Source organism: Chryseobacterium sp. SC28 (assembly GCF_003932955.1).
In the GTDB taxonomy this organism is placed as follows: Bacteria; Bacteroidota; Bacteroidia; order Flavobacteriales; family Weeksellaceae; genus Epilithonimonas.
In genome coordinates, this window is the sequence record NZ_QOVY01000015.1 from 21,018 (window position 1) to 44,648 (window position 23,631).

Below are 23,631 nucleotides of genomic sequence, written 5' to 3' on the forward strand. Positions count from 1 at the left end.
CCAAAGATAATTATTTAAGCTGCAAAAAGAAGGGAGAACTAAGAAAATAACAGCCGTAAGCAAAATAATTAAGTTAAAAAAAGTTAAGGCTGACATTTTTTTAATATTTTCGTAATTCAAAATTACAAACAAGAGAAAAATTTTTTTAAATCTTAAAGAAAAAAAATTAAAATTATGTCAAAAATTTGGACAAAAAAGCCAATGAGTGCCTTCGACGATGATGTGAAAACCAGCCAGCTGAAGCGTGTACTTGGGAAATGGAGTCTTACTGCCATTGGAATTGGAGCTATTATCGGAGGAGGTATTTTTGTATTAACAGGAACGGGCGCTTACTATCACGCTGGTCCGGCGTTGGCGCTTTCTTTCGTTATCGCCGGGATTGCCTGTGTCTTTGCAGCATTATGTTATTCAGAATTTGCATCGATACTTCCTGTAGAAGGTTCTGCTTATGCCTATGCTTACGGAACGGTGGGGGAGATCTTCGCCTGGATCATCGGCTGGGGACTGATTCTGGAATATGCAATGGGATCGATGACGGTCGCCGTTTCCTGGTCTGGTTATTTTAATAAATTACTGAAGATGTTTGGTCTTCACCTTCCGGATTATCTCACTTCCGATCCTGCAAGTTATACAGGCGAAGGATTTTCTATGAATTTGCCCGCTTTCTGCATCGTTTTAGTCGTCATTTCTATCCTTATACAAGGCACCAAAGAAGCGGCAAAAGCCAACAACCTGATCGTCATCATGAAAGTTTCGGCCGTGCTTTTCGTCATCATTGCCGGGGTTTTCTTTATAAATACTGCCAACTGGGATCCGTTCATCCCTGCGCCGCAACTGGTAAAAGAAGGAGATACACTAAAGGAAGCCTATGGAATCCAGGGGATTATCTCCGGCGCAGCGGCCATTTTCTTTGCCTATGTAGGTTTCGATGCAGTTTCCACACAGGCTGGCGAGGCTATCAATCCTAAGAAAGACGTCCCGTTTGCGATCATTACTTCACTGTTGGTTTGTACGGTTCTTTACATTTTGGTATCCTTGGTTTTGACAGGGATGATGCACTATTCAGATTTCAATCCGCAAGGCAAATATCCGGATGCCATCAAAGCACCGGTGGCTTATGCATTCGATATTGCAGGCCAAGGCTGGGCCGGATATATCATCACGATTGCCGCGACAATAGGTCTGATTTCTGTACTGATGGTGATGATTATGGGGCAATCCAGAATTTTCTTGGGTATGTCTAAAGACGGTTTGATTCCTAAATTATTCAGTGATATTCACCCGGTTAAAAAAACACCTGCAAAAAGCTTGATGATTTTAGGCGTTTTGATCGCAACTGTTGCGGCATTTACACCAATCAGTAAGTTGGCAGATATGACAAGTTTCGGGACTTTGTTCGCTTTCACAATGGTTTGTGTAGCGGTTTGGATCCTTAGGAAAAAAGAACCAAATCTACCTAGAAATTTCAAAGTTCCTGCATTGCCGGTAATTGCGACTTTAGGGATTCTGATCAACGTTTATCTGATCTGGAACCTCAGCCACGATGCCAAACTATTGTCCACAGGATGGCTGGTTCTGGGGGTGATTATTTACTTTGCTTACAGTCTCCATCACAGCAAACTTCACAAGAAAGGGTATGGCGAAACCTTCAAGGCAGAACAGCAACCGCTGGAGGATGTGGAAGTCGATATCGATAATAAAGACTAAATTTTTTTACATTAATGAACAAGATACTTGCTTAGACAATATAATTCCGCTTTTAATGAGCGGAATTTTTATTAATGGAGTTTCTAATTATGAGAATTCCTATAAAAACTGCTGCGAAGCCCAAAGCATTCGAAACATAGCGGGCAAAAAGATTTGCCAAAATTTCAGATAATTCTATGGAGCATTTGTAAAAAAAAAATAAATTAAGTCCAAGGATAAGACTGAATTTTTCTTAAAAAAAAGACTTATCTTTAGAGAAAATTACAAAGTATGATAGTTTTCTGGATCGTAGTCTTTTTTGGACTTATTACATTATTCGCATCGTTCTTCACGGTAAAGCAGGAAACGGCAGCGCTTGTGGAGAGATTAGGCAAGTTTCATTCTACCAGACACGCCGGTCTGCATTTGAAGATACCTTTCATCGACCAAATTTCAAAGAGAATGAATCTAAGAATTCAGCAACTGGATGTCATGATCGATACCAAAACGCTCGATAACGTTTTCGTAAAAATGAAAATTTCAGTGCAGTTCCAAGTGATCAGAAATCAGGTCGCCGATGCTTTCTATCGCTTAGAAAGCCCGCACGATCAGATTACATCCTACGTTTTTGATGTAGTTCGTGCAGAAGTTCCCAAACTGAAACTGGATGATGTTTTCCTCAAAAAAGACGATATCGCCGTTGCGGTAAAAGCCGAGCTGCAGGATGCGATGCAAAGTTACGGCTATGATATTATCAAAGCGCTGGTGACAGACATCGATCCCGATGATCAGGTGAAACACGCTATGAACAGAATCAACGCGGCAGAACGTGAAAAAACAGCAGCAGAATATGAATCAGAAGCGCAAAGAATCCGAATCGTGGCGGTAGCAAAAGCAGAAGCGGAATCTAAAAAACTACAAGGCCAGGGAATTGCAGACCAAAGACGGGAAATTGCGAAAGGCCTCGAAGAATCGGTTAAAATCCTAAATGTCACAGGAATAAGTCCGCACGAAGCCTCTGCATTGATTGTCGTGACACAGCATTACGATACCTTGCAGTCCATCGGCGCCAACAACCGATCGAATCTTGTATTGCTTCCCAATACACCTACCGCTGCCAGCTCCTTGCTAAACGATCTGGTAGCTGCAATGGCGGTTTCCAACAAAATCGAAGAAGTGTAAGCGTATCTATATTAAAATCATCTGAAAATCAAAGTCCGTTGTTCGGACTTTTTTAATTTACTTTGTAACGGAAACTTAATTTGATAGACTTTTTAAAAAAACAAACGGATGGAAAAAATTCTGGAAGTCAAAAATCTTACCAAGAAATTCAGGCAAATCGCCGTCGACAACATTTCCTTCGATGTAGAAAAAGGCAATGTTTATGGTCTTTTGGGTCCCAACGGAAGCGGAAAGTCCACCACTTTCGGGATGTTGCTCTCCACGATCAATCCCACATCCGGAAGCTGGAGATGGTTCGGAAAAGAAGGAACGGATACCGAAACTTTGAAGAAAATCGGTGCCATCATAGAGCAGCCCAATTTTTATCCATATTTGAGTGCAGAGAAAAATCTCCAAATCGTAGCGACAATCAAAGGCGCGCCTTACTCAAGAATCGATCAGGTTTTGGAAACCGTTAATCTTTTGCCAAGGAAAAAAGACGTTTTTTCGACCTATTCTTTGGGGATGAAGCAGCGCTTGGCCATCGCTTCCGCACTTTTGGCCAATCCGGAAGTTCTCATTCTGGATGAGCCTACTAATGGCTTGGATCCCGAAGGAATCATCCAAATTCGCGAAATTATCAGTGCCATTGCCAAGTCCGGAACCACGATTATCATCGCAAGCCATCTGCTGGACGAGGTTGAGAAAATCTGCAGCCACGTGATTGTCTTGAACCGCGGGTCGGCCATCTACTCGGGTTCCGTAGATGCGATGAGCAACACGAAAGGCTTCTTCGAACTAAAGGCCGACGACATGAATGCGCTGCTCTCCGTACTAAATAGTTTGAATGTTTTCTCGAGCGTACAAGAGAAAGACCGCTTCGTCATAGCACAGATTTCCGACGACATTCCGGCATCGGAACTGAATCGAAAGTTGGCTGAAAAAGGGGTATTTCTCTCGCATCTAACGAAGAAGAAAGAAAGCCTCGAAACCCAATTCTTAGAACTCGTAAAACAATCCAACTCATGAGACGGTTATTAAAGTTAGAATATCTCAAGAACCTGAATTACAGACCTTTTAAAATATTTGCAGGTCTATATTTTATAATTTTGATCGCCTTGCTATTTATCGGTCTGGTAGATTTTGACATTTTGGGCATTAAAATCAATCTCAAAGAACAAGGGATGTACAACTTCCCCGGTGTCTGGAATTTCACCACCTATATTGTTGGCTTGCTCAAAATTTTCCTCGGTTGCATTATCGTTTTCTCTATTTGTCAGGAATTTAGCAACCGGATGTTCAAGCAGAATATCATCGATGGGCTGAGCCGCGAGGAGTTCATCTTTTCAAAGCTTTTGACGATTTTGGTTTTCAGCGGCTTTTCTACATTGTTTGTTTTTGCGGTGGCATTTATTTTGGGTAAGAGTTATTCCGAAACACAAGACAGCGAATTGATTTTCAGGGAGATATATTTTGTTTTCAATTACTTTTTGATGTTGTTCAGCTTCTTTTCATTTTTGATGTTTTTGTCCTTTCTTTTCCGGAAATCTATTTTTGTGTTTCTTGGATTTTTTATGGTTTGGTTTGCAGAAGGAATTTTGTCCGGAATAGAAAAAATCACTTTTATGAAAGATTTTGACCCACAGAAGAAGTCGCCGATCAATTTGAATCATACCTATCTTACGGATTTTCTCCCATTAGAAAGTATGTCCAGATTAATTCCAAATCCTTTGGTACGAACGAAGACGGCGGAAATGTTTGGGATGCAGTTCAAGTTCGAATATCCGTGGCAAAGCGTATTTGCATGCTTGTTGTGGTCAGCCCTTTTTGTGGTGGGAAGTTATTGGATTTTGAAGAAAAAAGATTGGTAAACAACTGGCAAATCCTCCGAATCTGTAAATGAAAAATAAACCACCGAAACCATTTTGGTGGTTTTTGAAATTATAAGGGGACAAGTGATGTTCAAAAGGCTTTATTTAAGGCTTTTTTTGATTTTATTTTTAACCGAACTTTAACTTTTAACGTGTTGATTTTAACATTAAAACGGATAATTTTGTAGCAATGAATGTTAGATCTACGCTTGTACTTATTTTTGCAATCCTCTTCTCGCAAATTCTCCTTGCGCAGAAAAGCTATAATGCGTTGGTGTACGAAGGCAACAAGAAATTTGATGCCAAAGCATACGATGCATCTTCCGCCAAATATATAGAAGCCATCGCCGAAGAGAGCAATAATTATACAGCGCATTATAACTTGGGTAACGCACTTTATAAAAGCAAAAAATATGAAGACGCCGCCGCAGAATATGAAAAAGCGGCCAAATATACAAAAAGCAAATACGAAAAAGCCGCCGCCATCTACAACTTAGGCAACGTCGCCATGCAATCCGGCGATCCCGAAAAAGCTGCAGGCTACTACAAGCAAGCTCTGAAACAAGATCCTTACAACGAAGCCATCCGCAAGAACTACGAAATCGCAATGCTGAAGGACAAAGAAAAAAAGAATCCCGACCAGCAGCAGAACCAAGGAAAAAATGGAAATCAGGATCAAAAAAGTAAATCCGACTCTGATAAAGGCAGTCCGAAGAAAAACCAAAAAGGCGGCGAAGGCAATGAACAAAAAGGCAATGACCAAGGAAAACCTAATCTGCCGAAGAAAGACGAAAACAAAATACCGGAAGAAGCAGAAAGACAAATCCTAAACGATATCGAAAATCGGGAGAAAGAAACGGCCAGAAGGATTTTGAACAAAAACTCCAACTCTATGCCTCACAGCAATGAGAAAGATTGGTAAATGATAAGAAAAAGCGCATACATATTATTCCTTTTAGCATCGGGTTTTTCCTGGGCGCAGGTCAATCTCTACTCGGAGGTTAACACGCAGGATTTGCGCGTCGATACACCCCTTACCTTCACCGTCGTCTTGGAAATATTTGGCGAAGATCTGGTGCAGGAAACCCCGCTGAAACTGCCCGATCTTACGAAATTCGATTACGCCATCTCCTCGGAACAGAATACGCTGATAGATCCCGTCAAAAAAATAAGAATCAACCAGATGGTTTACCAATTTTTGCTCAGTCCGAAGCAGACGGGCAATATAAAAATCGGATCCGCACTGGTAAAGATCAACGGCAAAATCTACAAAACAGAGCCGATAGATATCGTCGTGAAAGAAGCAGATAAAAAATCTTTGGCAGCGGGCAAACCTGAAAAAAATATGTATCTGAATATGCAGTTGCAAGATAAGGAAGTCTATAAAGATGAGCCTACCGTGGTAGTTTTGAAAGCTTTTACCAAAAATATTTCGAAATTGAGACACTTGGAACCTGCACGATTCGAATCCACCCGCAATTTCAATATTCGCACTGTGGCAAACTTTGATGAGTCTATCGAGCATTCTGAAGAGGGCTACGCGTCGCAGACTATCGGCATATTTGTAATAGTCCCTAAAGCCGAAGGTGTGATAGAGGTTCCTCCGATGAAAGTTCCTCTTTCCAATCATTCGAGCAGTTTGCTTTCCAACAAAGCCAAACTGAATGTCAAGAAATTGCCTGAAGGAGCTCCTGTCAATTTTTCCAATGCCGTGGGAAAATACGATGTGAAGATAGAAATGACCGATAAAGGCAAAGAAAATTTCGAAATCAATAAGGCTTTTAATATCTCTGTGAAAATCATCGGAAACGGAAATCTTTCGCCGTCTATCGTTCCGAAAATTTTACCTTCTCCCGATTACGACATCTTTAAACCAAAGATTGTCAACAATTCTTTCGCAACGGAACAAGGCATCGAAGGAGAGGTGGAGGCGCAATATGTGGTCATTCCAAAGAAAAGAGGCGACTTGAAAATTGCAACCGCAGATTTTTCGTACTTCGACCCAAGAGAAGAAAAATATATGGAAGTGGGTTCCAAATTCTTACTGCTAACTGCCGTGAATGCAGAAGATATTGCCAATGCCAAAACAACCTTGGAAAAAGTAAACGAATACACCAACACAGTCTTGGAAAAGGTGGATTCGCCGGTGATTAGCACGCAAAAACTGAAAGTAAAAGAGGATAAAAAAATCAGTTGGAAGGTAATCTTCGGCAATCTTCTGATTGTGGGGTTGGGTGCACTGCTCTTCATCTATTTCAACAGAAAGATTAAGGCTGCGAAAAAACAAAATCTCGAAAAGAAAAAAGAAGCTTCCGAACCTATTGTCACAATTGCTGAAACAGAAGCGATGTTGAGAAGCCAGAACTTTTTGGACGCAGATTCACATTTTAGTTATTTGCAAAAATGCATTGACAGTCAACTGTTTACAAACTTTTTCGAAGGATTCGAAAAGCTAAAGTCAGAAGCAGAACACTATTGCAGAAGCAAATACAGCCTAAGTGTTTCCGATTATTTCAAAAATAATTTTGGACTTGCGACGTCCGAAAAGTATGAGCAATTGATGAGCAAGGCGACTATTGAAAAATACTATCCCGTACACGCCAAAGACAATCTGATCGAGATACTGGACGAAACAAAAGAACTCTATTATAAGATTTAAGAAATTGTCAAAAATATTTTATATTTTTGCGAAATCTTTAAAATTAAAATATGGAGTTTATAAAAGAGTTTTCAATCAAAGAAACTATGACCACTTTTATGGTGTTGTTCGCTGTCATCGATATTTTGGGATCGGTGCCGGTGATCGTTTCGCTCCGTCAAAAGTTTGGGAAAATAGAAGCCGAAAAAGCCGCAATAGTAGCCGGCTTGCTTATGATTTCGTTTCTTTTCATTGGAAATAACATCCTGAAACTGATTGGTGTAGATGTCAATTCTTTTGCGATTGCCGGTGCGTTTGTCATTTTCATTATTGCCGTAGAAATGATCTTGGGCATAGAAATTCACAAAACCACCCAGCCGCAGGCGGCCTCCATCGTTCCAATCGCCTTTCCATTAATTGCGGGCGCTGGAACTTTGACAACAACACTTTCCTTGCGGGCAGAATATCATGACATTAATATTATTTGCGGGATTGTTTTAAATACAATTTTGGTCTATATCGTCTTGAGATTGGCACCGTGGATCGAAAGGAAAATGGGCGAGGGGTCTTTGCTGGTTTTGCAAAAAGTGTTCGGAATTGTGCTTTTGGCGATCTCTATTAAATTATTTACCGCTAACTTTGCACAGCTGTTTCAGAACTATATTCATTTTTAAATTTCATTCCGAATGCAAACATTTTATAAAGTATTCTTGGTTATCTTTATCGTATCCATTGCCATTAGCTTTTATGCCATCGATTGGCAAGCCGGATTTTTGGACGATGACAATACGAAATTCGTCTTTTCTATATCTTCCGGAATTTTGGGAATCCTCGTGGTCTATATTCTCCATTTGTGGAGCAAACTAGGAAACAGAAAAAACGAAAAGTCCTGAACTAATCAGAACTTTTTTACTTTATTGTGATGGGCAAGCAGGCTATAAACTCTTGAACTGCTCCAGCATTCTGACGTCATTTTCAAAGAACATTCGGATGTCGCTCATCTGATAGAGTAGCATCACAATCCTTTCGATCCCCATTCCAAAGGCGTATCCCGTGAATTTATCCGGATCAATATTTACATTTTTGAGGACCGCCGGATCTACCATTCCGCAACCCATGATTTCCAGCCAGCCCGTTCCTTTTGTGATTCTATAATCCGTTTCGGAGTTCAGACCCCAATAAACATCCACTTCTGCGCTGGGCTCTGTAAAAGGAAAATAGGAAGGCCGCATCCTGATTTTAGACTTGCCAAAAAGTTCTGTGGTGAAGAATTGGATCGTCTGCCTAAGGTCTGCAAAACTGACATCCTCGTCAATATAAAGTCCTTCGATCTGATGAAAAATACAGTGCGAGCGGGAAGAAACGGCCTCATTCCTGAAGACTCTACCCGGCGCAAGAATTCGGATCGGTGGTTTGTTCTCTTCCATATAGCGGATTTGTACGGATGAAGTGTGCGTTCTCAAGAGCACATCGGGATCTTGCTCGATGAAGAAAGTGTCCTGCATATCTCTTGCCGGATGATATTCCGGAAGATTCAGCGCCGTGAAATTGTGCCAATCATCTTCGATTTCCGGACCGTCGGCAACCGCAAAACCAATCGATTTGAAGATTTCTATAATCCTGTTTTTGACAAGATTAATCGGATGGCGGGAACCTAACTCCAGAGGAAAAGCCGGTCTGGAAAGATCTTCTTTTTCAGGCGTCTTCTCGGTTTGGGATGCTTGTTTTAGCTCTTCCAGTTTATGATCTACGGCGTTTCGTAAGCGGTTGATTTTCTGTCCAAAATCTTTCTTTTCCGAATTTGGGATCCTTTTCAAAGTATCATAGAAATCGTTCATGATTCCTTTTTTCCCAACGAATTTTAGTCGGAATTGTTCTATCTCATCCTTGGTGGTAGATTGAAAATTTTGTACTTCTTTCAGTAAGGCATCAATGTTCTCTAGCATTATTTATATAAAAAATAAGAACTGCAAAAATACGATTTATAAACTAAAAATTCTCTACAAAAAACTGCCTTTTGTGAATTGTTATCTTAGTTTTTGTCCCTTTAGTCTTGTCTCTTGATTCTTGATTCTTGATTCTTGATTCTTTATTCTTGATTCTTGTTTCTTTATTCTTTATTCTTGAAGTTATTTCTTTTCCAGAGCCTTGATTTTGACCTGAAGGTTGATCTCGTTTTTGATCAGGCCTTCGGCCGCAGGCAGTTGGAATTTGATGCCGAACTCATCTCTGTTGATGTCTTTCGGTTCCGTAGCGATTGTTAATTCCCCTTCGCCCACTTTCACATTGGCGTTGCAACTGAATGGTTTCGTGATGCCTTTCAACGTGAGATTGCCGTCGAGAATGGTATTGTAATCACTTCCTGCGGGTGCTTCGGTGACTTTTGTGATTTCGTACGAAGCTGTTGGGAATTTGCCAGTATCGAAGAAATCTTCACTTTTGAGTTGGCTGATAAGTTTTGCCTTGGACTCGTCATCTTTCAGATCTTCATTGGTGAGAGTGGTCATATCGACCACAAATTGGCCGCTTTCCAATTTATTGTCTTTCACGGTCACTTCGCCGCTCTCAAATTTCAAACTTCCGATGTGGCTCATATTTTCAGATTTTACCACTTTGAAGCCTTTCCACTCTGCTCTGCTGTTTAGCGTGTCCACAACGTAGACTTGTCCGTCTGTTTTGGTCAGAACTTCGTTGTTCTCGCTGCCAACGGGTTTGTCTTTTCCACACGAAATAATGCAAACCGAGGCGGAGATTAGCAGAAAAGCGGCTATTAAACTTGCTTTTTTCATACGATATCTTTATTTTTTTCTTTATTAAATGAAAATGCGTGGCAATTTCATTTCAAAATTTTAAATTATTGCTTACTTTTACGTTCTTTGCTAAAATAATAAAATTATCTTATTTTAAACTAATAATTTTACAGAATGTTGCTGGAAGTTAAAAATCTTTATTTCAATTATCAAGCAGAAAAACCCTTGTTCCGAAATCTAAATCTCAATGTAGACAAAGGCCAAATCATCGCAGTTGTGGGTGAGAGCGGCTGTGGAAAATCTACTTTGCTGGGTCTTATTTACGGATTGATGGATTGGCAAAGTGGTGAAATTATATTCGATGGCGAAAAGCTTTTTGGCCCAAAAGCCAACCTCGTTCCCGGCGAAGCCCAAATGAAGTTGGTAGCTCAGAATTACGATCTGATGCCCTTTGCGACAGTCTATGACAACGTTGGCAAATTTATTTCCAACACCCATCCGACATCGAAAAAGGAAAAAGTACAAGACCTTCTGGACGTGGTCGGTTTGACGGATTTTGCAAAAGTCTTACCAAAAAATCTCAGCGGCGGGCAACAACAAAGAGTGGCCATTGCAAGAGCCTTGGCGGTGCTTCCGAAATTGCTTTTGCTGGATGAGCCGTTCAGTAATTTGGATTTTTCCCGCAAGTTTGAGTTGAGAGAAAAACTTTTTGATTACGTGAAAGAAAACAATCTCAGTTTGATCATTTCCACGCACGATTTGGAAGATGTTCTGCCTTGGGCAGATCGGATTGTAGTCCTGCAACAAGGCCGATTGGTTCAAAATGACAATCCGAAGGAAACATACGAAAATCCTTACAATGATTATGTTGCAAAACTTCTGGGCGAAGTCAATATTTTTACCGATGTGGAAAAATCTCAACTGAATTTGACGAAAAAATATTATTTTCCGCACGAAATAAAGATTTCTGAAACCGGCATTGAAGCCACCGTTTCCGACAGCCGATTTGCCGGCTCGCATTACAGAAACAAGTTGCAGATTGAAGACAAGTCGGTCATCGTCTATTCTAATGAATTTTTGGACGGCAAGGTCTATTTAGAATTTTGATTAATTTCAATTTGTGGATAAAATATGGATAACTTAAGTGTTTTGAATTTGTCCAACAAAAAATAAGTTATAATTTTGACCTAAGAAAATATATAGGAAATTTTTGGTTAATTCTCTTTCTGCCCTCGGGACTGAAATTAGCGATAAGCAATCAAAGTCTTGGAAAGTCGACCCTGCCAAATTTTTCCTTTTTTTTGTTTAATATTAAAAAGGCTTTCGACTCTGCTCAGCCTTACATTTAATATTAAACTTGTCACACTGATAATATTAAACTTGTCACACTGATCGGAGTCGAAGTGTTTTTTTCTATTTTTTTTACTAAGCTTTTCTCACAAACTCAGATTTCAAAGCCATTGCTCCAAAACCCTCAATTTTACAATCGATATTGTGGTCGCTTTCCGGTCTCAATCTGATATTTTTCACTTTCGTTCCTGCTTTAATATCTTTCGGAGAACCTTTCACAGGAAGATCTTTGATGACGATGACGGAATCTCCATTTTGCAATTCTTTCCCAAGAGAATCGAAGATTTTGCCTTCAGTAGAAACTTCCGCCGGATCCCATTCGTAGAAACATTGTGAACAAACCTGCAGATTATCTTGTTCGTAAGTAAATTCGGATTGGCATTTGGGGCAAATAATGGTTTCGCTCATAGTTTTTTATTGAAACCGCTAAGTTAACATTTATGTCTTAATCTAAAAATGATATTAATGTGGAAATGTAACTTGCATTCATAACCAAAAACTCACAATTAATTTTTAGATTTGCTTGCATTAAATCAATTAACAAAAAAAGTAGATGAAAAAGACCGCTTTATACGATAAACACGTTTCTTTGGGAGCGAAGATTGTTCCTTTTGCAGGCTTCGAAATGCCTGTTCAATATGTCGGAATCAACGAAGAACATTTTGCCGTTCGCGAAAAAGCGGGAATGTTTGACGTCTCTCATATGGGACAGTTTTTCATCGAAGGCCCTACTGCGAAAGATCTTTTGCAGTTCGTAACTTCCAATAATGTAGATGCCTTAGAAAACGGAAAAGCGCAATATTCTTGCTTGCCAAATGAAACCGGCGGAATTGTAGATGATTTGATCGTTTACAAAATGGAAGATCAGAAATATTTTGTTGTTGTAAATGCCTCAAATATTGAGAAAGACTGGAATCACATTGCAAAATACAATGAGAAATTCGGCGCCAAAATGACCAATGTTTCCGATGAAATGTCTTTGATCGCGATCCAAGGTCCGAAAGCCACCGAGATTCTTCAAAAATTGACCGAAACGGATTTGTCATCGATTCCTTACTATCATTTTTCAGTGGGTTCTGTGGCGGGTTTTTCGGATGTCATTATCTCAAATACAGGTTACACGGGAAGCGGCGGTTTCGAGATTTATTTTGAAAACCAAAATGCCGAACAGATTTGGGACGCATTGACAGAAGCGGGAAAGGAATTTGGACTGATTCCTTGCGGATTGGCTGCCAGAGACACTTTGAGACTGGAAAAAGGATTTTGCCTGTACGGAAATGACATCGATGATACCACTTCTCCTTTGGAAGCTGGTTTGGGCTGGATCACAAAATTTGATAAAGATTTCGTTAATAAAGCCTTCTTGGAAAAGCAGAAAGCTGAAGGAATTAGCCGAAAATTAGTCGGTTTCGAAATGCTGGAAAAAGCGATTCCCAGACACGATTACGAAGTGGTGGATTCGGAAGGAAAAACCATTGGAAAAGTAACTTCAGGAACGATGTCGCCCATGAAAAAAGTCGGAATAGGATTGGCTTATGTCGATAAACCGCACTTCAAATTGGATTCCGAGATTTTCATCAGAATCCGAAATAAGGATGTTCCTGCAAAAGTCGTGAAACTGCCTTTTGTTTAGGCTTCGATTTTGAAATAATAGACTGATAGATCATAGAAAAAGCGCTCAAAAATTTGAACGCTTTTTTTTAACTTTGAACTTGCTCTATTTCAAATATTTCGTAATGCTGTCGCTGGTCGGCTTGGTAGTACTCACGAAGCTATCGATGACATAGCCATTTTCATCCAACAGAATCTTGGTAAAGTTCCAGAGAATCGTGGTGTTTTTCACGCCGTTTTCTTTCTTGTCGGTCAGGAATTTGTAGATCGGTGCGATGTCGTCTCCTTTTACTGAGACTTTAGCGGCCATCGGGAAGGTGACGCCGTAATTTTTTTGACAAAATGTAGAAATCTCTTGGTTGCTTCCCGGTTCTTGTCCGCCAAAATTGTTCGCAGGGAAGCCCACAATGACCAATTTGTCTTTGTATTGTTCGTAGAGCTTTTCCAGATCGGCGTATTGCGGCGTGAAACCACATTCCGAAGCCGTGTTCACGACGAGTATTTTTTTGCCTTTGAATTTGGAAAAATCGATCGTAGAACCGTCCAAGGCTTCAACTTTGAAGCTGTGAATCGATTTGGCCTGGCCTTTATTCTGCGTACATCCGAAAAGTGAAAACATCATAATAAATAAGTGTAAGAATTTCATAATGAGTTAATTATAATTAATTTTTTTGGAAACTGAATTGTTATTTGTACTTCAACTATCAAATTTAAAACAAGTTGAGCAATATCTTGTCCACGAATCAGAAAACTTCCTAAAGGAATTAATTTTAACAAAATTTTATGATTTTTTGAAATAAAAGCATTTTCTTTGTCGTTCAGTTATTAATGGAAACCAATCGATGAGCGTTTACAGCCAGCTGGCGGAGAATCTCCAGTACCTTTCGCCGAGTTTTTACAAAAGCCGATTTTTCAAAAAATTGAAAGGTCTTGATGCTCATAATCTGTTAGAAAGAAGGGTAGAGCCGGAGTTTCTTTGGATAAAAAATGTTCTTTCGAAAGACGCTGTTTTTATGGACGTGGGAGCCAATGTCGGCGCTTATCTTTTCACATTAGAAAATTATTTGAAACCGGAAAATGTTTTCGCATTCGAGCCAAATCCACAGCTTTATAAAAGACTCAAAAGGTTGTTCCCAAAAGTCAATTTGTCTTCTGTGGCTTTGTCCGATATTTCGACAATTGCAGAATTTAAAATTCCCGTTATCAATGGCGAAAAAGTCCATACCCGAGGAACTTTGCAGACTTCGATTAAGGAAAACAATGAGGAAAGAACCATTCTTCAAAAAGTAGAAGTCAAGCCTTTGGATGAATTAAAATTGAACTTTCAAACACTCGATTTCATCAAAATTGATGTCGAAGGAAACGAAATGCAGACTTTGCGCGGCGCGAGAAAAACAATCGAAAAATTCAAACCAATTTTGATGGTAGAAATGGAGCAACGCCATCACAAAGAAAATCTTTGGACTTTGATTTCGGAAGTCGCAAATTGGGGATATTCTGTCAATTATTTGGATCGGGAAAGTTTGCAGCCGAAAATTCTGACAGAAGAATTTCTGAAGCTCCAAAATCCCGACAATGTGAAGAATTACAAAGATTACATCAACAACATCATCTTTCTTCCAAGCACTATTAACCTCCAACCCACAACCAAATTATGAGCGTCGTTGCAAGGCAAGGCATAAAATATTCCATCGTTGGTTATCTCGGTTTTTTGCTGGGAACTGTGGCCTCGATTTTCATTTTTCCGCACGATATGACGTTTTACGGAAAGCTCCGTTATATCCTTCCGACCGCCGAAATATTGGTTCCCATCGTGGTTTTTGGTCTGAGTTTTTCCAACGTCAAATTTTTCTCCAAAGTACAGGAGGATGGCAAGCATCACAGTCTGCTATCGCTCTCGTTATTAGCAGTTTGTATTAATTTTTTGATTTTCGTTGGTGGCTACTTTCTGCTTAATTATCTCTTTCCGGATCTTCAAAATTCCAAGCTTTGGGAAATGAAGCGGCTGATTTTGCCATTGGTTCTCGTTTTGGCGCTGTCGTCGGTTTTTAATAAGTTTTTGACCAATTATAAACGGATCGTTGTCCCCAATATTTTCGAAAACCTCATACCGAAGATAGCCAATATCGGTGCGTTTTGTCTGTTTTTCTTTGCGGGATTTGCCGAGAAGACGGCCTATGGATTTTTCTTTTTGATGTTCCTGATTTCGCTGTTGGGATACGGATATTACACCAACCGGCTGGAGAAGATTCGCCCGGATTTTGACTTGGGATATTTCAAAAAAGATGGTTTTTACCACGAAATTCTAACCTACAGTTTGTTTGGATTTCTCGGAAACATTGGCAATTACATTGCGATTAATATTGACAATCTGATGATTGGCGAGTTCATAAGTTTTCAGGAAAATGGGATTTACAGTCTTATTTATTCCATTATTTCGCTCATCACCATTCCTCAAATGGGTTTGTTCAATCTCTCGGCACCCATTATTAATAAGGTTTTGGCAACGGGCGATTATGAGGAACTGGACAGGTTTCACAAGAAGACGTCTCTCAGTTTGTTCTTTTTGGGATTGGTTTTGTTCTGCTGCATCGTTGTGGGATTCCCGTATCTGGCAGATTTTATGAAAAACGGCGACGATCTGCGCACGGCAGAACCCGTTCTTTGGGTTCTTGGGTTTGCGATGCTGTTCGATTTGGCCACGGGATTCAACGGGCATATCATTTCGCTGTCCAGGTTTTATAAATTCAATATTGTGGTGATGCTTGTTTTGGCGGTGCTCACCATCAGTCTCAATACGATTTTTCTTAGATATACCGACTTGGGAATCTTGGGAATCGCCGTTGCTTATGCTATTTCTTTATCGCTATTCAACGTCATTAAAATCAGTTTCAATTACCTCAAATTCAAGGTTTTTCCACTGGGGATAGAAATGCTTTACGCCTTGATATTGGGCTTTCTATCGATCAATGTAGCGATTCTGTTGCCGGATTTCAAACTCAATATTCTCAATCTTTTCTATAAGCCCGCTGTGGTTTTGATTTTGCTTTTTCTGGGCAATCATTTTCTTAAAATCTACCCTTTGGACAAGTATCTGAACAAATCTTTTATCAAGAGTTTGTTTAAGTTCTGAACGTTGGTTTCATTGGTTCAAGTTTTTTAACAAAACCAATTCTCATTCGAATACTTTTTTACGGTTTGCGTCATTTTAATTTATAAAATTAATACCTTTGCCATTATTTGAATTTTGCAAAAATGAAAACGACGGGTATTGCCGAGTTTTATAGGGAAATATTTGGAGACAATCAGCATCAGCTGGATGCGTTGCTGGAGAATAGCAGTCTCAATGATTTGGGACACTTCAACGTTTTCGATACCGAAAAGTTTTACCGCCATATCACAAATAAGCCGGAAATGACTTATAACAGAAGGCTGTACTACAAAATCAGTTTGATAAAAGGTGAGAACTTGGTGGAGTTTGCCGGCAAATCTGTCCTCATCAATAAGCAGGGCATCCTATTCGCCACGCCTAAAATTCCGTACCGATACACTCCGCAAGCGCCTCAGCAAGCCGGTTTTTTCTGTGTTTTCACCGGCGATTTCTTATCGACAACCAAAACAGGTTTATTGATTGATGAATTGCCGATTTATCAGCCCAATAGCGATTTTGTCTATCAATTGAATGATGAGCAATATGCAGTAATAGAGCTGATATTCAAGAAAATGGACGCCGAACTGTCGTCTAACTACGCTTTCAAATATGATTTGCTCCGAAATTATGTTTTGGAATTGATCCATACCGGGCAGAAACTGAAGCCCATCGAAAGTTTGGCCGTCACGAGCAATGCTTCGAGCCGGATTTCTTCTTTGTTTATCGAATTGCTGGAAAGACAGTTTCCCATCGAAAATAGTTCCCAAACCATCCAACTGAAAACGCCCACAGATTTCGCCAAAACCCTTGGCATACACATCAATCATCTCAACAAAGTTTTGAAAGAAACCACGGGAAAAAGTACCAGAGAAATCATCAACGGCAGAATTTTGGAAGAAGCCAAAATCTTGCTCAAACAAACCCAATGGAACGTGTCTGAAATAGCTTTTGCTTTGGGTTTTGAAGAAGTGGCGCACTTTTCCAATTTTTTCAAGAAGTACACCGCCTTTTCACCATTGAAATTTAGAAATTGATTGTTTTTTGCAAATATTGGATTGCTTTTTGCAAACCGATTTTTTGTTTCATCTCATACCTTTGCAGATATAATTACTAAAAATAAATTGTAATATGAAAAAGTCAACAACTTTAGGAAACAGTACGCTAACCGTGAACCGAATTGGTTTGGGTTGTATGGGAATGTCGGAATTTTATGGCTCTTTCGATGAAGCCGAATCTATTAAAACCTTGCACAAAGCCCTTGATTTAGGCGTTAATTTTTTTGACACCGCCGATATGTACGGTTGGGGAGCCAATGAAAAACTCGTAAGAAGAGCGTTTGAAGGCCAATGGGATAAGCTGGTTTTGGCGACAAAATTTGGCGTTGTGAGAGGAGAAAATGGAGAATGGCTGGGCGTGAACGGAAAAGCGGACTATGTGAAAAAAGCTTGTGAAAGAAGCCTTGCCAATTTAGGAATCGAAGCCATTGATTTGTACTATATGCACCGCCAAGATGAAGAGGTAGAAATAGAAGAAACCGTGGGCGCGATGGCAGATTTGGTAAAAGAAGGAAAAGTAAAATACATCGGTCTTTCGGAAGTAAGTGCCGAAACCATCCGAAGAGCTCACAAAGTTCACCCAATTACAGCGATCCAAACTGAATATTCTCTTTGGAGTCGCGAGCCGGAACAAGAAGTTTTCGATGTTTGCAAAGAGTTGGGAATTACTTTTGTGGCATATAGTCCGCTTGGAAGAGGATTTTTGACAGGCGCTTTCAAAAGCACTGCAGATCTTGAAGCTAATGATTTCAGGAAAAACCATCCACGCTATTCTGATGAGGCGATGAAAGAAAACATCAAATTTGTAGAATTGATAGACCAAGTGGCTAAAGAAAAAGGCGCCACCAAGGCACAGATTGCTTTGGCTTGGATTTTACATCAAAATGATGAAATCACAGCGATCCCTGGTACCAGAAGAATCGAAAGATTGGAAGAAAATTTGGGTGCATACAATGTAGAATTGACACCGGCAGATTTAGAGTTCATCAGAGCATCTTTACCAAAAGAAACCGTGGGTAGCCGTTACTAAGAATTATTTTTCGAGAAACGAAATAATAGAGAAGAGCCGCAGGAATGCGGCTTTTTTTTGTGAATTTATTTTTATTGCAGATCGGCTATTCGCTTTTAACGAAATTGAATTTATTTTTTTTAGAAGTTTGTTTTCTTGCTGGTGGCTCAGGAATATTTTTGATTTGTAATTTTGTCAGTTTTTTTGCGTCTGCATAGTCTGTTTCCAAGCAGCAAAATCCGTTGCTACGATGCGCTCGCCGGTTATTCCATTGCTTTCATCCGAAGCCAGAAAAACAATGGGTTCCGCCATCACATCTGGGCTTAGCAAAAAGCTATTGTCTTTTAATGTTTCCAGCAGGCCTTCCGGTATCATGCCCGTTTCGGTAGCTCCGCCCGGCAAAAGCATGTTGACGTCTATGTTATTTTCTTTTAAATCTTCCGCCATAATGTAAGACAGCGATTCTGCGCCTGCCCTCGATGGTCCGTAAGGAATAAAGCCTTTCCGCTTCATAGTTTCGTGGTTCATGGAAATATTGACAATTTTGCCCTTTCCCTGTGCTACCAATAAAGGAGCGAACGCTTTGGCCACCAAAAAATAGCCGGTCAGGTTGGTATCAATTAAATTGCGAAAACCTTCGGCGCTTACTTCGTAAAAAGGTTTGGGGTCGGTAAGAAAATTGAGATTGACGGTGCGCATACCAATGCCGGCGTTATTGATCAAAATGTCCAGTTTTCCCCACTGCGCTTTTACCCAGCCCAGCACTTTGTTTATGGAATCTTCGTCGCGAACATCCATTGGCGTGCCTTGCACATCGCCATACTGCTGCAATTGCTGCACGGCTTCCTTTAGTTTATCTTCCGAGCGTGCCGTTATCAATACCGAAGCGCCGTTTGCCGCAAGTGCTTTTGCCATTGCAAATCCCAAACCGCTGGAGGCGCCGGTAATAAGAGCCGTTTTTCCTTCTAAAACGGCAGGTGCTGTTGATGTATTCATAATGCGAAGATTCTCAAAATTAATGCCATTTTGTTTCGTGCCATTTTTGTTTCGTCCTGAAATAGGTTGTTTTAAACAGACAAGCAAAAAAATTGCACAAATTATAATAATTAATTGCAAGAAAAGAATTCATGCGGTAGTAGGGAACAAAGGAATAAGCAAAAATGTTATTTAGCTACTCCTGATGTATATTTGGAAAAAATAAAAAATGGACAACTATATTTCGAACACTTGCAATGGCATTTCTTTTAAATATTCAAATGATGGTGTAAAAACTAATCCACCATTTATTATTCCAGAAAATCTTTATAAATTTTATGAACTTAATGAAAGAAATGTAAATGCGCTCATCCAAAAATATTTATTTGCGTCACATCCTTATTTGCTAAATGATTCTTTTGATAGTTCAGATGGAATATTTGATTTTAAGGAAATTGAAGAAGCTGTTTTTAAAGGGTTCTTCAAAAATCATTTGAAAGAAAAATATTGCGACGAAAAAATTAGTGAGTACTATAAAAAAGATCAATGTCAAAATTTTAAAGAATTCAGAGAAACATTTGTTTCTAGCTTGAGTAATAAGTTTGGAACTATTTCTCTTACAACAAATTGCAAAAATGCTTTAATGTGGTCACACTATACATCGGAAGCTGGATTTTGTATTGAGTTTGAAAGTGATGAATTGCTAGGCAATTACAAGATACTTAATTCTGATATTGAAAATCTCTTTTTTCGACCTATGGAATATGTTAAAGAAATTAAATTATTAAAATATACAAGAAAAGAATTTATGGGAATTGCTGTTCCATTTTTATATATGACAACTGTAAAAAGCAGACAGTGGGAATATGAAGATGAATATAGAATAAGTATTTGTAAAAGAGATATGGATGTTCCCTTCCATAGAAAATATTTGCACTTAAAAGATCATAAGGGTGAAAATGACAGATTTTTCCGGTATAAAGATTCTGCAATAAAATCTATAATTTTAGGACAGAACTTTTTAACCAATAATTATATCCACATTAGTAATAACGCAATATTGAGAATAGAAATAAGTCAAGAATCTATTTATATAGAAACCTTCATCAATCTACTCTTTGAAAATTATAATGACAATATTTATATCATTGGCAAAACCCAAGAAAATGGTCTATTGCAAAGGGGTGTTCAAAGAATATTTTTTGAAAGAATAAAACTTAACGAGTTCAGAATTATTTACACAGATGAGAAATATTTACTTTAATTAAACCTAAAATTATCCCTCTTTCTTATTCATATATTTTCTTAGAAACATTCTATATTTCGTATTCCAAAAATCTAGTTTCCAAATTTTCAAGTAAAAGTTTAATTCTTCAGGAAAGTCTCAATCCAATTTTCTTAGGTTTCCCCTCTACAGCACGAATCCTTTTGAGTACATTTTTGTAAGCAATAATTTTTTGTGGCTTTCTCATTTTTCTTTCTGTACAAAAACTCGCGACGGCAAAAAACTACCACGATTTTGGAGATCCACTTTCGTTGAAATTGAGGCGACGAGTATCAGTTTTCCGGCGTTTTCGGATGCTCCATTCTCAAAAAGTTATAAACGCCTTTGCCCTCGGCGATGAGTTCTTCATTTTGGAAAGCTTTCATTTTGGTTACCAAAATCCGGTTTCCCAAGCGCACGATTTTTCCTTCTACGATGATGGCTTCGGCCTCGGCACCTTTCAGGTAATCGATGCGGAGATCGATGGTGACAATCTTGTCCTCAAATGTTTTGAAATGCGTGCCACCCACAATGCCGCCCACAGAATCCATAATAGTGGCGATAATCCCGCCGTGCCAGCGGTTCCGTCTGAAATCGCCCACCACCTCCTCGCGGAAAGGCACACGCACCCGTACAAAGCCTTTTTCGAGAACCAACATTTCTAATCCTAAGAATTTATGAATCGGGATATTTTGTTCAATAATTTGCTTTATAAATTCCTTTTTGTTGCCACTCATTTGTTAAGTTTTATCTTTGTTAGACACTTCGGATATCGAAGGTTTTAATTGCAAGTTGGTCTGCTCAAAACCTCACCGATACCTTCTGCTAAAATACAAAAATTCCAGTGGTGTGCGGAACTCATTTTACCACCGCCGGTTATAATATTTTAATGTAGTGGACTGGTTCGCCGTATTTTTCTCAGTTGATGACCGCGTTGATTTTGTCCCAAAGCATTTCGTCAAAACCGGATATGGCAAAATCAGGATTCGAAGGATCGGAGGCGTTGCCCATCCTGATGATGACCATTTTTCTGCTTGGGATCACGTAGATTCTTTGGTCGTTGGCGCCCATCGCAGCATACATATCAGCCGGTGCATTCGGAATCAGATAACCCTGATATACGGTTTGCTCACCCGGTATCATAAACCTGGCTTTACCGTTGAGCCACCACAAATATCCATAAGAAGGATTGAGGTTTTGCGAAGTCGAAATGCTTTCATTAAAAAAGTTCTCGTTGATGATTTGCTCGGTATTCCATTTTCCCTTGTTCAGAGCCAATAGACCAAACCGTGCCATACTCCGGGTAGTGCTGTGGAAGATGGTGTAGATCGTTCCGTAATTCCAATAGCCGTCCATCCCAATTTTGTTTTTCAACTGATCGTTGAAATAGGTTTCGAAGGGTTTGCTGCTGGCGTTGCCTATCACATCCATTAATTTTTGGAAAATATTACTGTAGGCCCATCGGGTTCCGGCGTCGGCGACATAGGTGATGTTAGCCTGGATCATATATTGTTTTGTTTCATCATTGCCCGCTGTCATCGTTAGCAGATGTCTTACGGCGATGAGGTTTTCTTTTTCCAAAGGCATGCTGGTCCAGGCGGTACCCAAGTAATCGGAGACTTTGTTGTGAATGTTTAGCAATCCTTTTTCCTGAGCGATTCCCGTGGTGGTGGCAACCAATGTTTTTCCCGCGCTGTTCCATTCCCATTCGGCAGAGGCATTATGACCATCAAAATATTCTTCCATCACGATTCTTCCATTCACCAGAATCATAAAGGATTTGGTATGTTTTTCATTAAGAAAATCTTTTAGCGGTTGCACCGCATTTTGATTCCATCCCAAGCTGGTGATAGACTGGGTTTCCCATGTGGAACCGGTAGTGGGAGGGTAGTACATAGAAACGGATGATGGAGAGGGGGTTTCGTCAGAATCCGCATCATCGGAACTACAACTTACAAGAAACACCAACAGAAAAAAAAGAGGCACTTTCATAATATTATTTTATTAGTTGGAATATATGTATGTTTGACGCGAAAAAGACTGTTTATCCGTGGGTTGAGCGGTTGTTATTTTTTTACCAATTCTACTCTTCTATTTTGAGCCTTGCCTTCATCAGTATGGTTATCGGCAATAGGATTATTTTCGCCAAAACCTGCCGATGACAGTCTGTCTGCTTCTATACCGTTTTTTATTAATTCCGATTTTACCGTCTCGGCGCGTTGTTTGGAAAGTTCCAGATTGTGATTTTCATCGCCCGTATCGTCGGTATAGCCGTTGATGGAGATTTTCAGTAATTTGTCGGCATTGAGAGCTTTTAAAATTTCGCCCACCGCTTGTCTGCCTTCGGGTCTCAATGTGGCTTTGTCGGTATCAAAGTTGATGTGCAGTACGGCTTTGCCTTTGTTTTGCAAATCCTTTTGAATTTGATCTGCGTTCAGCATCGTTATGGTTTGTTTAAAGGCTTCTTTTTGAAGAATATTTATTTTGCCGCCGGCCGTAGATCCGGAAAGCTGAATGTTAATATCGCCGCCATCCCGCCGGTGGATAACATAGGTTTTGATGACCTCGTCAGGATATCCAATAGAGCCATCTTCGCCCAAGTAGGCGGCTTGCTCGTGATATTTGTCGTATTCCACAGGCGTTATTTTCCCGTCGAAGATTTTCACCCCGCCCGCCGCTTTGATGGCTTCGTCGTAGCTTTTCTCAAAAAATGGCAGGCTCCAATCATCATAATTTCCGGATTTGGTGGTGATATTAGCTTTCCAAACTTTGCCATCTATCGGAATCATCTTGCCCTTTATGGCAAAAAATATTCTATCATAATGTCGCTCAACCGGTTCATTTTGTTCAGCGAGGCCGGCCGGAAGAGTAAAGAAGGGAAATTCTCCTAACGGATAATCCGAAAAAGGAATAGTATTGATATCAAAGGTTGAAGAATTACCGGTTTGTGCCGTGTGTACTGGTGCGGCTTTGGTGCTGTCTTGGTTTTGAACCTTTTGCTTGTCGCCGTTTTTATTGCAAGACAGTGCGAATAGAAGAAGTCCGTACAGTACGGATTTTGTCACATTTTTCATTATTCAAATTTTTAATTTTGCTTTGTGGTTGTTGTT

The 23,631-nt window shown here is 39.7% G+C and carries 23 protein-coding genes; 15 read left to right on the forward strand and 8 right to left on the reverse strand.

Features of this window, described 5'->3' with window-relative positions:
• Window positions 1-174: 174 nt before the first annotated feature.
• The 8 genes from DTW91_RS09340 to DTW91_RS09375 all read left to right on the forward strand — a co-directional run bounded on the left by DTW91_RS09340 (window position 175) and on the right by DTW91_RS09375 (window position 8,249).
• Window positions 175-1,707: an APC family permease gene (locus DTW91_RS09340; RefSeq protein ID WP_125203115.1), complete on the forward strand. Its 1,533-nt coding sequence runs from the start codon at window positions 175-177 to the stop codon at window positions 1,705-1,707.
• A 270-nt stretch (window positions 1,708-1,977) separates the two neighbouring features.
• Complete coding sequence (locus tag DTW91_RS09345) at window positions 1,978-2,868, forward strand: SPFH domain-containing protein (RefSeq protein WP_125203116.1); 891 nt, start codon at window positions 1,978-1,980, stop codon at window positions 2,866-2,868.
• Between the two features lie 108 nt (window positions 2,869-2,976).
• Entirely contained in the window at window positions 2,977-3,876 is a 900-nt protein-coding gene (locus DTW91_RS09350; protein WP_125203117.1) for an ABC transporter ATP-binding protein, read from the forward strand.
• Window positions 3,873-4,718 carry an ABC transporter permease gene (locus tag DTW91_RS09355; RefSeq protein WP_125203118.1) on the forward strand — a complete coding sequence of 282 codons (846 nt, stop codon included), beginning with the start codon at window positions 3,873-3,875 and terminating at the stop codon, window positions 4,716-4,718. The genes DTW91_RS09350 and DTW91_RS09355 overlap by 4 nt, the downstream gene beginning before the upstream one ends.
• Window positions 4,719-4,908: 190 nt before the next feature.
• A complete protein-coding gene (locus DTW91_RS09360) occupies window positions 4,909-5,640 on the forward strand; it encodes a tetratricopeptide repeat protein (RefSeq protein WP_125203119.1) in 732 nt (243 codons plus the stop codon).
• Window positions 5,641-7,377, forward strand: coding sequence for a BatD family protein (locus tag DTW91_RS09365; RefSeq protein WP_125203120.1), 1,737 nt, complete (start codon window positions 5,641-5,643; stop codon window positions 7,375-7,377).
• 50 nt (window positions 7,378-7,427) lie between these two features.
• Complete coding sequence (locus DTW91_RS09370) at window positions 7,428-8,030, forward strand: MarC family protein (protein ID WP_125203121.1); 603 nt, start codon at window positions 7,428-7,430, stop codon at window positions 8,028-8,030.
• A gap of 12 nt (window positions 8,031-8,042) precedes the next feature.
• Window positions 8,043-8,249, forward strand: a complete 207-nt coding sequence (locus DTW91_RS09375; RefSeq protein WP_125203122.1) for a hypothetical protein — start codon at window positions 8,043-8,045, stop codon at window positions 8,247-8,249.
• Window positions 8,250-8,291: 42 nt separating this feature from the next.
• Here the strand turns inward: DTW91_RS09375 and pheS are convergent, their stop codons facing one another.
• Both pheS and DTW91_RS09385 read right to left on the reverse strand, forming a co-directional pair.
• Window positions 8,292-9,302 (reverse strand): phenylalanine--tRNA ligase subunit alpha, encoded by a 1,011-nt coding sequence (gene pheS, locus DTW91_RS09380; protein WP_125203123.1) that lies wholly within the window; start codon window positions 9,300-9,302, stop codon window positions 8,292-8,294.
• Window positions 9,303-9,485: 183 nt separating this feature from the next.
• Window positions 9,486-10,145 carry a YceI family protein gene (locus DTW91_RS09385; protein WP_125203124.1) on the reverse strand — a complete coding sequence of 220 codons (660 nt, stop codon included), beginning with the start codon at window positions 10,143-10,145 and terminating at the stop codon, window positions 9,486-9,488.
• Window positions 10,146-10,280: 135 nt separating this feature from the next.
• Between DTW91_RS09385 and DTW91_RS09390 the strand changes: the two genes are divergently transcribed.
• Window positions 10,281-11,213 carry a sulfate/molybdate ABC transporter ATP-binding protein gene (locus tag DTW91_RS09390; protein WP_125203125.1) on the forward strand — a complete coding sequence of 311 codons (933 nt, stop codon included), beginning with the start codon at window positions 10,281-10,283 and terminating at the stop codon, window positions 11,211-11,213.
• A 318-nt stretch (window positions 11,214-11,531) separates the two neighbouring features.
• Here the strand turns inward: DTW91_RS09390 and DTW91_RS09395 are convergent, their stop codons facing one another.
• Window positions 11,532-11,864, reverse strand: coding sequence for a zinc ribbon domain-containing protein YjdM (locus tag DTW91_RS09395; RefSeq protein ID WP_125203126.1), 333 nt, complete (start codon window positions 11,862-11,864; stop codon window positions 11,532-11,534).
• Window positions 11,865-12,009: 145 nt separating this feature from the next.
• On the opposite strand from DTW91_RS09395, the gene gcvT reads away from it, so the two are divergent.
• Window positions 12,010-13,089 (forward strand): glycine cleavage system aminomethyltransferase GcvT, encoded by a 1,080-nt coding sequence (gene gcvT, locus DTW91_RS09400; protein ID WP_125203127.1) that lies wholly within the window; start codon window positions 12,010-12,012, stop codon window positions 13,087-13,089.
• Between the two features lie 84 nt (window positions 13,090-13,173).
• On the opposite strand, the gene DTW91_RS09405 is transcribed toward gcvT, so the two are convergent.
• Window positions 13,174-13,713: a glutathione peroxidase gene (locus DTW91_RS09405; RefSeq protein ID WP_125203128.1), complete on the reverse strand. Its 540-nt coding sequence runs from the start codon at window positions 13,711-13,713 to the stop codon at window positions 13,174-13,176.
• A gap of 196 nt (window positions 13,714-13,909) precedes the next feature.
• Here DTW91_RS09405 and DTW91_RS09410 point away from each other — a divergent pair, with 196 nt between their 5' ends.
• From DTW91_RS09410 to DTW91_RS09425, 4 genes are all read left to right on the forward strand, one after another.
• The gene (locus tag DTW91_RS09410; RefSeq protein ID WP_125203129.1) at window positions 13,910-14,725 is read left to right on the forward strand and encodes an FkbM family methyltransferase; all 816 of its coding nucleotides are present in this window, start codon (window positions 13,910-13,912) and stop codon (window positions 14,723-14,725) included.
• Window positions 14,722-16,200, forward strand: a complete 1,479-nt coding sequence (locus DTW91_RS09415) for a lipopolysaccharide biosynthesis protein (RefSeq protein ID WP_125203130.1) — start codon at window positions 14,722-14,724, stop codon at window positions 16,198-16,200. Before DTW91_RS09410 ends, DTW91_RS09415 begins: the two co-directional genes overlap by 4 nt.
• Window positions 16,201-16,322: 122 nt before the next feature.
• Window positions 16,323-17,252 carry a helix-turn-helix domain-containing protein gene (locus DTW91_RS09420; protein WP_125203131.1) on the forward strand — a complete coding sequence of 310 codons (930 nt, stop codon included), beginning with the start codon at window positions 16,323-16,325 and terminating at the stop codon, window positions 17,250-17,252.
• 94 nt (window positions 17,253-17,346) lie between these two features.
• Window positions 17,347-18,303, forward strand: coding sequence for an aldo/keto reductase (locus DTW91_RS09425; RefSeq protein ID WP_125203132.1), 957 nt, complete (start codon window positions 17,347-17,349; stop codon window positions 18,301-18,303).
• 174 nt (window positions 18,304-18,477) lie between these two features.
• On the opposite strand, the gene DTW91_RS09430 is transcribed toward DTW91_RS09425, so the two are convergent.
• Window positions 18,478-19,278: an SDR family NAD(P)-dependent oxidoreductase gene (locus DTW91_RS09430; protein WP_125203133.1), complete on the reverse strand. Its 801-nt coding sequence runs from the start codon at window positions 19,276-19,278 to the stop codon at window positions 18,478-18,480.
• A gap of 208 nt (window positions 19,279-19,486) precedes the next feature.
• Here DTW91_RS09430 and DTW91_RS09435 point away from each other — a divergent pair, with 208 nt between their 5' ends.
• Entirely contained in the window at window positions 19,487-20,521 is a 1,035-nt protein-coding gene (locus DTW91_RS09435; RefSeq protein WP_125203134.1) for a DUF2971 domain-containing protein, read from the forward strand.
• 293 nt (window positions 20,522-20,814) lie between these two features.
• On the opposite strand, the gene DTW91_RS09440 is transcribed toward DTW91_RS09435, so the two are convergent.
• The 3 genes from DTW91_RS09440 to DTW91_RS09450 all read right to left on the reverse strand — a co-directional run bounded on the left by DTW91_RS09440 (window position 20,815) and on the right by DTW91_RS09450 (window position 23,595).
• Entirely contained in the window at window positions 20,815-21,258 is a 444-nt protein-coding gene (locus tag DTW91_RS09440) for a hotdog fold thioesterase (protein ID WP_125203135.1), read from the reverse strand.
• Between the two features lie 181 nt (window positions 21,259-21,439).
• A complete protein-coding gene (locus DTW91_RS09445) occupies window positions 21,440-22,513 on the reverse strand; it encodes a serine hydrolase domain-containing protein (protein WP_125203136.1) in 1,074 nt (357 codons plus the stop codon).
• Window positions 22,514-22,587: 74 nt separating this feature from the next.
• Complete coding sequence (locus DTW91_RS09450) at window positions 22,588-23,595, reverse strand: OmpA family protein (RefSeq protein WP_125203137.1); 1,008 nt, start codon at window positions 23,593-23,595, stop codon at window positions 22,588-22,590.
• Window positions 23,596-23,631: the final 36 nt, after the last annotated feature.